The sequence below is a fragment of the Lentzea flava genome, assembly GCF_014648475.1.
Lineage (GTDB): Bacteria > Actinomycetota > Actinomycetes > Mycobacteriales > Pseudonocardiaceae > Lentzea > Lentzea flava.
On record NZ_BMRE01000019.1, the window covers coordinates 103015 to 116870 of the forward strand.

Annotated in this window: 16 protein-coding genes; 5 read left to right on the top strand and 11 right to left on the bottom strand. The window is 65.0% G+C overall.

Annotated features, from left to right (window positions below; genetic code table 11):
• Positions 1-4: 4 nt before the first annotated feature.
• From IEZ09_RS22420 to IEZ09_RS22430, 3 genes are all read left to right on the top strand, one after another.
• Positions 5-337 (top strand): hypothetical protein, encoded by a 333-nt coding sequence (locus IEZ09_RS22420; protein ID WP_189255692.1) that lies wholly within the window; start codon positions 5-7, stop codon positions 335-337.
• A complete protein-coding gene (locus tag IEZ09_RS22425; RefSeq protein ID WP_189255693.1) occupies positions 334-591 on the top strand; it encodes a hypothetical protein in 258 nt (85 codons plus the stop codon). The genes IEZ09_RS22420 and IEZ09_RS22425 overlap by 4 nt, the downstream gene beginning before the upstream one ends.
• 212 nt (positions 592-803) lie before the next feature.
• Positions 804-1061 (top strand): hypothetical protein, encoded by a 258-nt coding sequence (locus IEZ09_RS22430; protein ID WP_189255694.1) that lies wholly within the window; start codon positions 804-806, stop codon positions 1059-1061.
• A gap of 211 nt (positions 1062-1272) precedes the next feature.
• Here IEZ09_RS22430 and IEZ09_RS22435 read toward each other — a convergent pair whose 3' ends face one another.
• From IEZ09_RS22435 to IEZ09_RS22455, 5 genes are read right to left on the bottom strand one after another with little or no spacing between them, the layout of a single operon-like run.
• Positions 1273-3441: an FtsK/SpoIIIE domain-containing protein gene (locus IEZ09_RS22435; protein ID WP_189255695.1), complete on the bottom strand. Its 2169-nt coding sequence runs from the start codon at positions 3439-3441 to the stop codon at positions 1273-1275.
• Positions 3434-4261, bottom strand: coding sequence for a hypothetical protein (locus IEZ09_RS22440; protein WP_229812837.1), 828 nt, complete (start codon positions 4259-4261; stop codon positions 3434-3436). Before IEZ09_RS22440 ends, IEZ09_RS22435 begins: the two co-directional genes overlap by 8 nt.
• The gene (locus IEZ09_RS22445; protein ID WP_189255696.1) at positions 4258-4587 is read right to left on the bottom strand and encodes a hypothetical protein; all 330 of its coding nucleotides are present in this window, start codon (positions 4585-4587) and stop codon (positions 4258-4260) included. The genes IEZ09_RS22440 and IEZ09_RS22445 overlap by 4 nt, the downstream gene beginning before the upstream one ends.
• On the bottom strand, positions 4584-4922 hold the full coding sequence (locus tag IEZ09_RS22450) for a WhiB family transcriptional regulator (protein ID WP_189255697.1): 339 nt from the start codon (positions 4920-4922) through the stop codon (positions 4584-4586). Before IEZ09_RS22450 ends, IEZ09_RS22445 begins: the two co-directional genes overlap by 4 nt.
• The gene (locus tag IEZ09_RS22455; RefSeq protein WP_189255737.1) at positions 4919-5200 is read right to left on the bottom strand and encodes a helix-turn-helix domain-containing protein; all 282 of its coding nucleotides are present in this window, start codon (positions 5198-5200) and stop codon (positions 4919-4921) included. Before IEZ09_RS22455 ends, IEZ09_RS22450 begins: the two co-directional genes overlap by 4 nt.
• A gap of 152 nt (positions 5201-5352) precedes the next feature.
• On the opposite strand from IEZ09_RS22455, the gene IEZ09_RS22460 reads away from it, so the two are divergent.
• The gene (locus tag IEZ09_RS22460; RefSeq protein ID WP_189255698.1) at positions 5353-5751 is read left to right on the top strand and encodes a helix-turn-helix domain-containing protein; all 399 of its coding nucleotides are present in this window, start codon (positions 5353-5355) and stop codon (positions 5749-5751) included.
• Between the two features lie 147 nt (positions 5752-5898).
• Complete coding sequence (locus IEZ09_RS22465) at positions 5899-7077, top strand: NsdA family TPR-like regulatory protein (RefSeq protein WP_189255699.1); 1179 nt, start codon at positions 5899-5901, stop codon at positions 7075-7077.
• Here IEZ09_RS22465 and IEZ09_RS22470 read toward each other — a convergent pair.
• From IEZ09_RS22470 to IEZ09_RS46660, 6 genes are all read right to left on the bottom strand, one after another.
• A complete protein-coding gene (locus IEZ09_RS22470) occupies positions 7042-7617 on the bottom strand; it encodes an NUDIX hydrolase (RefSeq protein ID WP_189255700.1) in 576 nt (191 codons plus the stop codon). The genes IEZ09_RS22465 and IEZ09_RS22470 overlap by 36 nt on opposite strands.
• Positions 7618-8093: 476 nt before the next feature.
• A complete protein-coding gene (locus tag IEZ09_RS22475) occupies positions 8094-8834 on the bottom strand; it encodes a hypothetical protein (protein ID WP_189255701.1) in 741 nt (246 codons plus the stop codon).
• Between the two features lie 277 nt (positions 8835-9111).
• Positions 9112-10290 (bottom strand): site-specific integrase, encoded by a 1179-nt coding sequence (locus IEZ09_RS22480; protein ID WP_189255702.1) that lies wholly within the window; start codon positions 10288-10290, stop codon positions 9112-9114.
• 218 nt (positions 10291-10508) lie between these two features.
• Complete coding sequence (locus IEZ09_RS22490; RefSeq protein ID WP_189255704.1) at positions 10509-12113, bottom strand: replication initiator; 1605 nt, start codon at positions 12111-12113, stop codon at positions 10509-10511.
• Positions 12110-13198: an FtsK/SpoIIIE domain-containing protein gene (locus IEZ09_RS22495; RefSeq protein WP_229812839.1), complete on the bottom strand. Its 1089-nt coding sequence runs from the start codon at positions 13196-13198 to the stop codon at positions 12110-12112. The genes IEZ09_RS22490 and IEZ09_RS22495 overlap by 4 nt, the downstream gene beginning before the upstream one ends.
• Complete coding sequence (locus IEZ09_RS46660; protein ID WP_229812840.1) at positions 13185-13601, bottom strand: hypothetical protein; 417 nt, start codon at positions 13599-13601, stop codon at positions 13185-13187. The genes IEZ09_RS22495 and IEZ09_RS46660 overlap by 14 nt, the downstream gene beginning before the upstream one ends.
• Positions 13602-13856: the final 255 nt, after the last annotated feature.

The following is a 13856-nucleotide window of genomic DNA, read 5'->3' on the forward strand; positions in this document are numbered from 1 at the left end:
AGTGGTGTGGGACGCAACCGGGATCGTGCTGTTCGTGGTGTGGCTGCTGCTGCCGCCCGCATACACGGTGGTACTCGGCCGCAAGTACGTCAGACAGGCGCGGGAGGCTGCCGAGGAGGCCGTGAACGCCGCTCAGGAGGCCACGTGGACGCGCGCGGACGTTCAGGACGCACTCGACGACCTGGAGCGCCGACACGGGCCGCAGGATGACGTTCCCATCCCCTTACCGACGGCACGCACTGCGGACACTCAGGAGTTGCCCGCCATCCGATCGCCCGTATCGGTCGGCAAGCACAGGCTTGACGAGTCACGGCTTGCGGGAGGGGTTACCGCGTGACGCTCGACGACACAGACCTGATCACCCAGTTCGGGAAGATCTCCAAACTCATGCCCAACGTGCTGTTCGACTTCGTCATGGGCACCCTGACACCCGAGCGACAGCAGGAGTTCGGCGAGATCCTGCTCGGGCTCGGAAAGCTTCTGATCAACCACGCTGAAGACCGCAAGCAGTCAGCACAGCCGACGATCGTTGATGCTGCCGAGAACCAGGCCGAGCAGGTCGTTGGACTCCCGAAGCGGTTGCCGTCGTGACATAGCCACCAGCCTCTGGGGCTCCGTCTCACCCCCGTCCGAGGTTGGTCAGGGAGAGCCGACGCGGCTCGCGTCGCCGCGTCGGCATCTCTCATCGCACCATCACGGCTCCCGTTTCGCCAAGCGGGGAGGCGTTGGGGATGCGTTGTGACGTAAGAGAAGTGGCCTCAGCCTCACTGGGGTCGGCGCGAGGAAGAGATGGAGATGCTGTTGTGGCTGCGGAAATCCTGACTGAGGACTTGCTCCGCGTTTCGCTGGAGCGGTTGGCCCGAGAGGTCGTGAAGACTCATCCTCATTTCAGTGACACGCTTGCACGGAGCCTGATGCGCACCTGCGGTCTGCTTCCGGACCCGGAGCGGGCCAAGCACTACAACGAACTGGGCACGCTGCTCATAGATCTCGGACGCCTCTACCTTGCCGAGGCGGAAGTGCTCGGCGGCGGCACGGCACTTGAAGAACAAATGCCGTGACGTCAGCGCACGATCCACGTAGTGACGGGTCGGCCGTGTGCCGCGCCTGTATCGAGATGGTGCGGCACACGGCCGTTTTCCGTGGTTGTGACGGGTTATCCGTCACACGTCACACCCGTCACGGTGACCCGTTTCCGCTGGTGAGGACCGGGTTTGCCTGCCACCGGGGGGTGTGACGGGTGACGGGTCCGCTGGGACGGGTTGTGACGGGTCAGCGGTCGTCATGGTCGATCACCTCGCCCTCGATCACGGCCGCGTCGCGGTGCCGCTCGGCCGCCGTGCGGATGTCGGCGACGGCGTAGCCGCGTACCTGCTTCACGCCGTCGTCGGTGGGTACCCGGTCACGGGTCGAGCCGCAACCGAGCTTGGCCATGTCACGGCCGAACGCGGTGAGCTCGACCCCGAGAGCGTCGGCAAGCTCGGCTGACGGTACGAAGTCACGCCCGTCCTCGTTGAGGTAGTCCACAACGGACGCCAGCGGTTCCGGTAGCTCGATCTCGATCTCGATCTCGTCGACGCGTTCGGCATCGGCGGGTGCGGGTGCGCCGCCGCCGATGGCCTTCGCCACGGCCGCGTGGTCGAGCACCGGCTGTGCCTCTTGTCCGGCCGCGTGTCCGGTGAGCGTGCCTTCCGCCTCGCGCAACGCCCGTCCGCGTTGGCAGATCTCCCGCCAGTCCTCGTTGGGCATGTAGAACGTGCGCACCGTCAGCGCCAGCACGTCTGCACCGGCCTGGGTTTCGCCATCAGGGCGCAGGATGCCGACGCCCTTGTGAGAGGGTAGGAGACGGCTTGAGTCGTAGCCTCGGGTGTTCATCTGCTCGCCGAGGATGATGTTGCTGTCGCGCCAGTCCATCACCCGCAACGCGAACCGCGACCCGAGCACCGCCCGCAAGCCGGACGGGATCGTCTTGCCGTCCGGCCGCTGCGTCGCCAGTACGAGGATCACCCCGGCCGCCGGGGCCTTCTTCGCCAGCCACATCAACAACTCTCCGCAGTACTCCCCTGCGGTCATCTTCTTTCCCTGGACCTCCACAGGTGTCCTGTCTTCCAACGGGATCTGCACCTCGTCCACCACCAGCGCGGTGATCGGCATCCCCAGTGCGACGTCTCGTGACATCGCCGGGGTCACCTTCGACTCCGGACATGTGACGTCGTCCAGGTCCTGCATCCGCCGGTAGCGCGCCTGCACATCCGCGACCAGCTCCACGAGCCAATCCACGAACCTCAGCACGTACTCGGAGTCATCTCCCGCCATGAACCGATGGGCGACCTGTTCGGCGGCCTTCCAGTCCTTCCCGTTCTTGAAGTCCGCGACATAGAGCCGCACATACGGGTCCAAGATCATTCCCGCGGCTGCCAGCCGTTCGGCCATTGTCTTGCCCTGCCTGGGGATTGCGCCGATCAGCACCGACGTCCACACCAACGGCAGGTCGATTCGGCGGGCGCGGGCGTCGGTGCCGAACGGCACCGGCCGCCACGCGTCCCACCGCTCGACCATCAGCAGCGGTGTCCGGATCGGCGGGGCACTGTAGGGGTCCTCATCAGCTACCCACATCGCTACGCGTCCAGCGTGACCGCCGTTGCCCCGGACGCGCTCCACGCTGAGCTGAATCTCGTCGACCGCTAGGGCGGACGCCAGTGCGTCCCGGTTCTTCACGACGTCGACCGCCTTGCGTGTGGCGGGAAGGTCGACCGTGACCGCCCAGCCTTCGCCTTGGCGAGTGGCGCGGTGGACCAGGCGCAGCGTCTCGTCCTTCCCGATGAGCTTGGCGTCCCGGAACGCGTCCACGAGCACCTGAGGGTCCATCGTCCACGTCAACGTGCGCGGCCCGGCGAGCACTGCCCGCCGTCCGGGGCTGCCATCGCGGCGGCGACCGAGCACCGCCAGCGCCACCGCCACGACCGCCACGGCGAGCCACAGAGCACGCGGCCCGTAGAGCAACCAGCCGACCATGCCCGCGACCGCCACGGCGGCGACCGTGGCGCCAGTGACCTTCCACCGGAACAGCGTTAGTGCGCGGATGTCGGCGAACTTGTCGGCAAGCTTCTCCGACTGCTCGGCCGCCTCGCGGTAGTCCCGCACCGTCACCCAAGACCGCCACCACCGCACCGCGACCACCAGACCGCGCACCACCGCCCCGAGGAACCGGAACGGTGAACGCACGACGGTCACGGTGACATCCTTCGCGGCCTGCACCGCGTGAACGCGGTCCTTCGCCCACAACGGCACGCGCGGTGAACGCCGCCACGCGTTCATGAACTGCTGACGCCACGACGGACGCGGCACGGGTGGTGCGTCGTTCACGAACTCGGCCTCGACCACCTGCCGGACAGGAAGATCAACATCTCGGCCGGCACGGAGTTGATCTTGATCAGACATGATCGCCTCCGCCGTCCACTTCGGCCGCCAGCGTCGCCGCCAACCGGGACGACAGCCCACGCGAGCAACCAGTGACACCACGGACCCACACAGGGCTCACCACGACACCAGGCGACCAGGCTTCACGCGCCACCCTCAGGTAGTCCTCAAACGACACCCTTCGTCGCGTGTTCTTGTTGTGCTGCCTGGGTTTTGCAGGTTTGTGAACGGTCGCCGGGAGCAACTCCGCGGTGACCTCCACAGGCCGTTCCGAGGCCTCTGTGAACGCTGCCGCAACAGCCTCTGTCAGCTTGTCTCGCAGGTCCGTGACCGCCTCCGCCGCGACGAACACCACCAGCGGCGGAACCGAGTGCAGCACCACACCCGAGACCGAACCGGCCACCCACGAGTGCCAGGTGTTCATGACGTACGTGGCGGCGAGCGTGAACCACTTCGCCCGCCTCGTCCACGGACCCGTGCGCACCCGGTACCGCGCGGTCACCTGCTCCGCCCGCAGAATCGCCAGCAACACCAGCGACACCGTGGGATCGAGCAACCACGCCGCCAGCCACGGCAACGACCACACCGCCGTACCCGCCGCCGCAAAGCTCTGGACGTTGGTCATGGTGAACCCGAGACCAAGCACGATCCCGGACCAGCACAACCGGTCCACCTGAGCGCGCACCCGCTCGACCCGCAACGCGATCACGTCCGGGTGCGTCGCGTACACCCGCAGCTCGGCCGCCTCCGCCGCATCAGCGGCCAGCCTCGCGGCCGCCGGGGCGGCGGGTGGCCGCCCGAAGGCGGCCACCCCTTCCCTAACCCTTTCCAGCGTCCTCATCGCCGATCACCTCGACCACGCGGGCTGTCGTGCGTCGTGATCGTGAGTGCCTTCGTCAGCGTGTACGCCGCAAAGAGCGCGGGCAGGCCCAGCACCACGAGCAACACCACGGTGTCGCCCCGGTGCGTGATCACTACCCACTGCACGCCCACGATGGCCCCGGTCATCAGCAACACCCGCCCAGTGAGCGAGAGCAACCGTGCCCCGGCACGAGCCGCGTTCGCCGTGGCCTTCGCCCGTCGGACACTGGCCCGCCAGACCCACACCAGCACCACGACCACACCGATAGCCGCAAGGATCTGCGTTGGCGTCAGGTTGATCGTCATGACGTCTCACCACCTTCACGGCGAGCACGCCACGCCTGGAACACCTGGCGGCGGTCTTCCTGCGACAGCCCGCCCCACACGCCAACGGTGTTCTCACCGGCCGTGCGCAACTCCAGTTCCAAGCACACGCCCCGGATCGGGCAGTCCGCGCACAACCGCGCGGCCGCATCCCTGTCGGTGATCTCCTCGTCTTCCCACTCGGGGCCGTCCTCGTTGGCCCGAAGCCACATGCACGCACCGTCCCGCGTCACGATCTCCAGCAGGACCTCGTCCGGCACCTTCGCGTAGCGGTCGAGCTCGGCCGCCACCACCTCGTAGTAGTCCTCCGGGCTCACCACGCACCCCCGGACTTCTGCTCGAATTCGCGAGCGGCACGCCGCTCCGCGACCATCTCCGCGATGTCGACCACACCGCCCGAATCGGCGGCCCGCTGGATCAGTTCCTCGACCGCCCGTGCGGGAATGACGTACCGGGTACGCAGTCGCACGGCGGGGAAGGCGTCATCGTGGATCGCCCGGTACACCGTCTGGGCGTCGACCCGGAACATTCGTGCTGCTTCCGAGACTGTGTAGAACAGCGGCGGGTTACTTCCCGCATCACTTGTTGCACTCATGGCGTGGGTGCCTTTCAAAGAGTGATTTCTTCTTCGAAGGCGCTGACATTGGCGTCAATTCACCTCAGATTGCCGCTGATGTCAGCGCTTTGATCGTTTGAAGTGCGATCTGCGCGCTAACGTCAGCGCTGAGGCGGAGCACGGAGGCGTACGTGGAAGAGGACTGGTCGGCAGTCGCGGAGGCAATCAATGCCCGCGCTGGCGAGCTGGCTATGAAGCAGAAGGAACTTGCCGAGAGATCCGGCGTTTCGCTCGCGATCGTTCGCGAGATCCAACAGGGACGAATCCAGCGACGGCGAAACCCGCGCACCCTCGAAGCGCTGTCCATCGCGCTCGAATGGCACCCGCAACATCTCATTGCGGTGTTGCAAAGGAAGACTCCACCGGCGACCGATCCGACTGACCAACCGGCCGAGGATCCATTGGTCCCGTTGCTGAACACGGTCATTCGCGAACTTCGCGGCCTCCGCGCTCAAGTAGGAGCGCTCACCAGCCGCCTTGACGAGTCTGCGAGCAAAGCCCGTAAGAACTCGCGAAGGAAGGACGAGTAAGTCCGTCCCGCTCGGTGGTTTCTGTGTCGCTGTCATGGCAACAGCAGACCGCCGAAAGGGGGGTCGAAATAATTGCTTGGAGCTAACACAGACCCTGTTAGGTCGAGTTAGGTGCCCAGCTCAAAGAGGTCGGGGGAAGCAACGAAGATGGCGAAACGGAAGCGCGGAGACCCGCCACTGACGAAGCTGCAAGGGGTCCGGGAGGAGCTAGGGCGCACCCAAGAGCAGGTAGTGCGCTACTTCCTCGCGCGCCGCGAGCAAATCCAGGGTCTTCCACAAGCGACCGAGCACGCCCTCTATATCATGCTTTCGCGTTGGGAAAACGGGCACGTGTCCGTAACCGAGCCAGGTTACCGGCGCATGTTCCGCGAGTACTACGGCCGGACAAACAAGGAACTCGGGTTCCCTCCCGAGCAGGAAAACGAAGGGCTCGAAGAACTTCGAGACAGGCTCACCGTAGCCCGCAGTATCGACGATGAAACAGTCGAGCTGTTCCAACAACAGGTCAACAGCGTTCGTGGTTCAGACAAGCGCTTCGGCTCGTTGAACGTCCTGGACCAACTCAACAGTCAGATCAGGCAAATCGAGAGCGTCCGAGCATTCAGCGTGCGCGATAGCCATCGGCGGCGACTCGCGGCCATTCTGACGGACGCGCGCACCCTCGCGGGCTGGACCGCCCTTGACCGGGGGTCTCAGCTCCAGGCGTGGCAGTACCACGAGGACGCCAAGGTCTCAGCACGCGAGGCGGATTCTCCCCACCTGCTTGCCCATGCGTCCGCACAACAGGCGGTCATCTTGCTCGACATGGGCGAGTATCAATTGGCCGTTGAGCTACTGGAGTTCGCGCGATATGTGGCCGAACACCGCGTTCCGTCGCTACTGAAGACCTGGCTTGCAGCGGCACACGGCGAAGGATTGGCGGCTATCGGTGACCAGGATGGAGCGTTGCGGGCATTCGACGATGCGGACTCCCTCATCCCTTCAGACCCTGTCGACCCCTCCATGCCGTTTCTCTTGCTGAACGAGGGGCACCTCAGCCGGTGGCGCGGCAGCGCACTACTGCGACTCGGCGATGAAGACGCGATAAACCACCTGGAGAGCGCCGCAAAGGCGCTCGATTCGACACCAAGCTCTGCGATCCGCGGCCAGACCGCAATGTACGTCGATCTCGCATTCGCGTACGCCGCCGCTGGCGACCGGGAAACAGCTCTCGCCTATGCGCGCAAAGCTCGACAGCTCGCCTCGCGCATTGGCTCCGACCGCCAGCGACAACGACTCGCCAGCTTGGAACTACCCGGCGGCGGGGGCGCCACCGGCGTTACGTGATGCCAAGTAGTAGAGCACCGGGATAATCGCTCCGGAGCCCAACACCTCTCCCTGCTTCACAAGTCCGAGGAGACGATCAGCAGGGACCCATTCGAGTCGTGCGGCCTCCTCGCCGTCGGTAGGCTCGCCAACCTTCTCGAAGTCACGCCACAGGTATGCATCTACCTGTGCGTCAACCATTCCGGGAAGCGGCTGGAAGTTGACGATGTGCTCAGGTTCGCCGATCGGACGCCAGCCGGTTTCTTCCTCTGCTTCACGCTTGGCCGTGGCCGACGGATCTTCGCCAGCCTCAACCAGTCCGCCGATCAGTTCATACCCCCACTGATCGACCGCGAATCGATAGCGCCACAGCGTCAGGACTTCCTCTTTCTCATTCACGAGCAAAGCCACCGCGACGCGGTCGAGCTTCACCACGTGATGTTCGAACCTGCTCCCGTCCGGGGGCTCAACATCTACCAGGTTGAGTTTGATCCAACGGTTGTCGTAGATGGTCCGCTCACCGTGGACCTTCCACTTGAGTTCCTCCGGGTACTCCGTCACCAGAGGAGCCTACGAGCCGATCAGAATGCACTCACTCGCCCGGTCGGCCGCTAGCCCCCAGGTCCACAGTGGACGGACGGCAGAGCAAGATCAAGAGGGCTCCGAGGCGTGACAGGAGTCGTGACACGAACTGTAGTAAAACCGTGACCGTTCCAGGGCCGTGACATGGTCCTGCCCCTAGCATTTATGCTGGTAGAGTGGCATCCCGGTCTTGAAAAAGACATTCCTAAACCGTGTGTCGCAGGTTCGAATCCTGCCTGGGGCACCACCTTTCGCCGGGTGAAATCAAGCTCTGACCAGCGGCAACGCGGTCGGAGCTTGATCTTTTTGGTCAGTCAGTGTCAGCGGGAATCTGCCCCTGTTTGCCGCCGTCTGCGAAACCACCGCGAAACGCTTGCAGCGGCACGAACGCCGACAGCAACGCGGACGTGCAGCGGCGAGTGCAGACAGAGCTGGGGGCACCACAGCGGCCACGCTCATCGACTCCAGTAGACCGTGACCTTCCCATCGGCAGAGGGCTGACCGCGACTTCCCCGAGCCTGGACCTTGGCGACGATATCCATACTGCCGGACGGAACTTCACAGTCGATTGTGAATCTCAACGAGACTATCGCGTTCGCCTTAGCAGCATAGGTTCCAATGTCTATACCGTCCCGATACAGCCGTTCAATTGATTCAGCTGAGTCGCTCATATCCAGGTCCGTACCAGACGGATTCAGCGAGTTCATTATCTTCATCGTCGACTTCACGTATTGCAGGCACTGCGGCTGCTGACTCACAGACAGCGCGACGGTCACATTACGTGCAACATCGGTGCCAACACTGTCGATCACGACGCGGACCTGGAAGTACCGCTTCCGCTCAACTTGAACCATAGGCTGGAACTTCTCATCGTCCAGAGGCATCAGCTTGCCCTCGACCTTGGCGGACACTGCCGCGAATAAGTCTCCACCACCCTGCGCCTCGGACTGCCCCTCTGACTTTCCAAGCAGGCTCTCACGTATGGGCTGCACAGATAGCGCCACACCAACAACCAACAGAAGAGAAATAGACGTAGAAGTGACCCACTTGACCCATCGGCGTTTAATGAGCTTGAAGCGTTCAAATAGGTAGCTTGCGATGAGGTTCAAGACAACGGAAGCGATAACCAGCCCTAAAACCTGCGCTATCGAGTCCCACAAAAAGACCACCCCTGACCACAGCAGCACACGGCGCACTGCAACACCCAACGTAGGAGCATTCGAGATCCGCGGGGATGGCGTTACCGGCACGAGCCATGCTCTGCCAGGTTGAGCAGCCCCTCAATCCTGGCGTTGATCAACTCGCGCTGCCCATCGATGCACTTCGCATAGATCGTGAGCAGGACTTCCACCGAATGTCCTGCCCGTTCTGTGACCTCTGTCGCGGGAACACCACCGCTAAGCCAGAGCGACAGAGCTGCATGACGAAGGTCGTACGGCCGACCCGCGAGAGGCGAAGCTACCTGCGCGGGGCTTAGCGCGTACTCACGGGCGTCACGCCAAACCCGGTAGTAGGTCGAGGACGACACGACGCCACCGTTCGGCGACCAGAACAGCCGACCGTCCGAAGCAACGCCGAACCGGTCGATGTGGTCCCGAAGCCGCCGCACGTGGGTGGAATCGGCACGGGCCGCACGTCCTTCGCGCCACGGTGCTTCAACCCGCGCTGGTCGTGCACCTCCCCCGAGTCCGTCCACCGCTTCCCCGCCGACGGCCAAGACTCGCCGAGCATCAGCAACCCCCAGCCCTTATCGGGAAGGGTGCAGTCATCCAGCTTGAGCCCGAGCCCTTCAGCCGGCCGCGCCGCCGCGTAGTAGCAGGTGGCGAAGAACGCTTCGAGGTGCGCGCCCCGATCCGCGTTCCGCCGCCCGACGTACGACACTGCCGTCAGCAGCTCGTCGACCTGCCGAGGATTGGCCACCACGCGCGGGTCCACTTGGTCCACGATCTTCGTGACCTTGCGCTTGATCCGGTTCAACGGGTTGTCCGGGATCAACTCCCGCTCGACCGCCAACCCCAGCAGGTTGAACAGCACCGCCCGCTTCCGCGAATACACGGTTGCAGCCGCGGACTTGCCATCAAGTTTCGTCGCCAGCGCGTCCAGGACCTCCCGGACCGCCACACCGTCGGTCATGTCGTACAGCGGCCGGGAGTATCGAACCAGCCAGTCCACGACCTCCTGCTGATCACGGTCGAGTTGGTCGTCACGAGTCGTCGGCGGCAACAGGTGCCGCGTGAGCACGCCGCGCAGGTCCGTCAGCTCCGGCCGGCCAGGCCCGTTCTTCACGAACGCAGCACACGCGGTCGCCAAAGCATCCACCGTGCTGCTCCGCGTCTTCGCAGCCGAGTCGGGCCACTTCATGTCCACGTAGGACTGCGAGAACTCCAAGAACGAGAAGGAGTTCTTCCGCTTCAGCTCCGACAGCGGAAGCCCAGTCTCCACATCGAACTCTTCACCGAGCCGCGCCGCCTTCATCAGGTCGGAACGCCGGTTGATCGCCTGAGCCTTGTTCGCGAACCACTCGGAGTGGCTCTTCTTCTCCGTCACCCACCGGACGCCCCACGGCTTCGGCCGCTTCTTGCCCTTGGCCGTCTTCTTCTTCGTCCAGTCCGCGATCTCCCAGAAGGTGACCTTCAGCGTCGTCTCGCTCATGCGGCCCGCCCGTAGAGGTCATCCATCCAGTCCAGGAAGTCCGAGCGCCTGCACCGCAGCTCCCCGTTTGGGAGCGGAAAGCAACGAGGTCCCTTCCCCGTCTGCCGCCACTTGTAGAACGTGTCCCTGGAAACGTCCCCGCCGAGCGCTTCCAGCATCTCCCGAACAGACATCAACTCTGCTGTCTCACGTGCCTTGCCGTTCATGATTCCCCCCGTTTATGCAGCTAGATGAGTTGCCGAACTTTCTGGCGGTCCGGCGGACGCGAGCAGCGCGGCCGTGTACTCGGCCTTCCACCTGCGGCGCTCAGCGACAGCGCTCAGAAGCAGGTGCGCCCGCGGAGGCACGTTCGGGTCTCCGGGCTGGAGGTTGTTCCAGACGACGCGCTGCGCCTGGTCCTCGGGCTTGATCCCGACGTCCGCGAGCAGTTGCCGAACGAACGCCTTCCGGTCGTGCTTGTGGTCGGCGAGCGACTTCCCGGACCACTTGCGCGACACGAGGACTCGCCGACCAGCGACGCCGAGCGTGGTTCGCTTGTGCGCCTTGCCCTTGCACTTACCCGGCACCGTCGAGAGCCGAGCCCCGCGAGGCTGGACGCCATAGAGCAACCACACCGGACACTGCGGCGAGCAGGGCGTGACCGCGAGCTCAGCGCACAGGCGTTCGGCGTGGTCTTCCTGCCGGGCCGTCTGCGCCTCAAAGCACTCGTTGATGCTCTTGGCGAGGTACTTCGTCAGGTAGCCGATGTGACGGCCGGCTTCCTCCGTGCCGCCGAGGATGCCCTTCGAATGCACCTGCACCCCGAACCGCGCGACGTGTGCCGGTCGCTCCACCTGGTCCAGCGCGTCTTCCCAGGTAGGCAAGGCCCTTCGCGTCTGCGGATCGACGAAGCCCTTAGCCCGGACATCCCAGACCGGCACGTTGTCACCGCTGTACTTGATCTCGTCATGCTCGGGCCACCAGACCTGGTGGTACGTGGCCTCAGCGACCGCCCGCAGCTCCGCCCGTGAGATCGAGCCCCGAACCGCCGCGTGCCAGTGCGGAGCGAGCCGCCTTTGTGGTTCGACCGTCGAGAAGTACTGAACCTCCCAGCCGACACAGCGCCGGAGATTCTGGACGAACCGATCGAGCAGCGCCGCGAAGTGCACCGCATCCCTTGCGGCACGGCGGTAGTCGTACGTCGCCGGATCAATCGGAGTGCCGTCACTGCGGACCTTGCCGTAGGTGTCGAGCGTCAACGTGAGGAACGTCGAGGGCTGGTACTTGCCTCCGAAGACCTTGCCGACCGTGCGCTTGCTGACCGGCCGCCGAGGCAGGTTGGGTGCGTCCTGCCGCCGCCTGGTCGACCGCTTCCGAGCCACCTTGAGCGGGATCTCCAGAGACGGGAGCGAGCCGCGGACTCCAAGTTGCCGAAGTTCGGCGTCGACCTCCGCGACCTCCTCCCGCACCTCCTCCGCTCCGACTTCGTCGCCCTCATCGAGGGCCAGGCGAAAGGCCTTGACCAGGTCTGCCCGGTACGCGGCCAGCTCTCGCTGATCGTTGCTCGGAGCGTCCGGAGCGAAGTCCGGTTCCTCGGTCAGGTGCCATCCCTCGCGGCACTGCGCCATCCGCAGACGCCGGTTCTTCTCCGCGCAGGTCGGACACACGCTGGCGACCGTGGAGCCGCACGGCACGGGAACGATGTCCACGCGCCCGGTGTCGAGGTCGATCCGCTCCTTGGCCAACGGACGAACGCACACACCGTGTTCTTCAGCGACGGCCCGAGCGACGTCGAGCGCGGCCGGCTGCTTCATCCGCTCCGAGCGAGTGAGGTAGTCGGTCATGCCGCCTCACGTCCCTCGCCACCAGCAGGGAACTCGTGAACGGTGGCCGGAGCGAGGTAGACGCCCAGCTCGACCAGGTTCGCGTCCGTGACGTTGAAGGCCCGCGCACGCTCGGGTTCGCGCTGCCCGTCCTCCTTGCCCCAGGCGACACCGGGCGTGTTCTCGCTGATCTCGTGAGCAGCCGCACCGCGTTGCCGGACGCCATCGCCCAGGACCATGTCCACCTGCACCGGCTCATCGAGGCGCAACGCCACGCGAGCGGTGAACAGGTGCCGGAAGCTCACGATCTCCTTGCGCGGGTCCTGGACCAGGCCCACAACGGCGTAGCCAGGTGCGCGGCCCTGCGAGGTGATCGTCTGGATAGCCCGCGTTGCACGCTCCCGGAGGTTCCGGTCCGCCTGGTAGGCGATCAGGTCCGCCAGCTCATCAACGATCAGGACCGTGAACGGCTCACCCGTGCTGCGTGCCCAGAGCCGCCGGATACCCCGGTAGCGAGTTGCACGCTCCTTGACCTCTGCGGCGATTTCTTCGAGCAGGGCAACAGCTTCCGGCCCGTTGTCGTAGACGACCTTCTCGAAAGCGTCCGGGCACTGGCCCAGCTCCATACCGCCCTTGGGGTCGATGCCGACGAGCCGGACCATGCCGGCTTTGATGGCCGGGGCGAGCTGCCACACGATCGACCACAGCACCGAGCCCTTGCCCGCACCAGGCACGCCGACGACGAGGACCTGGGAGCCGAGGAGCTTGAGCCGCCAAGGCTTACCCGTCTCGGTCCGGCCGACGACAACACGCTTGAGGTCAACCTCTCCGGCATCGGCGAGTTGCGGCACGGCAACCGGCCGAGCCAGCGGATCAGCGTGGATGAGGTCGAGCTCAAGCGAACGAGGCTTCAGCACCCGCACCCGGCACGACCGCGCGTTGAACGAGTGCGCCAGGTTGTCCCGCCGCAACTCCCACTGCTCCGGCGACTGCGCCGGGATCATCCGCACACGCACCTTGTCCCGCCAACCCTCAGACCGGACGCGGCGCAGCTTCGGGAGGTACTCCTTCCCGCGGACTTCCTTCGTCAGCTCAGCAAGACGCATCACGGGTGCGCCACTGCGGCACGTAGACCGTGAGCCGCCGCCATTCAGTCAGCACCCGATACCAGCCGTGCCGGAGGAACGACTCGCGACCGAGGCCGTACCAAACGGTCAGGCCACACACGAGCGACAGCAGCGCCAGCACCAGCGGCGAAAGCCCGAACTGGTGATAGGCGACGTAGCCACCGAGGCCGGCCGTGACAGCAATCGGGTAGCGGACTGCCAGGACCGTTAGCCGCACGGCCAGGCGGACGGCGAGCCACAGCAGGACGAACGGTGCGAGCACGAGCTTCACCCAGCCGGAAAGCCATACCCACCAAGGAACTTGAGGACGCGCCCCCTCGAAGGGCGCGGGGTCGACCCAGCGGTTGCCCTTCATCGCGCACCCACCGAGCACGCGACGCACTGAAAGACGCTGCCGACGCTCGGAATGCGTCCAACAGGGACGAAGGCTCCTGCGCCCCTGGAGCACTGCGCCCTACAGGTCAAGCACTCGAAGCCCTCAGCCTGTGCGGCCGAGAGTTCCATCGTCTCCAACGAGCCGCCGTCGAGCACGACGACGTAGGTGGAAACGGTCTGCTTGCTGGCGATCATCCGATCCCACAGCAGTTGCTTTGTGGCCGTGTCTAGCGCACGGATGTGCTCAGGCTCTACGCTCATC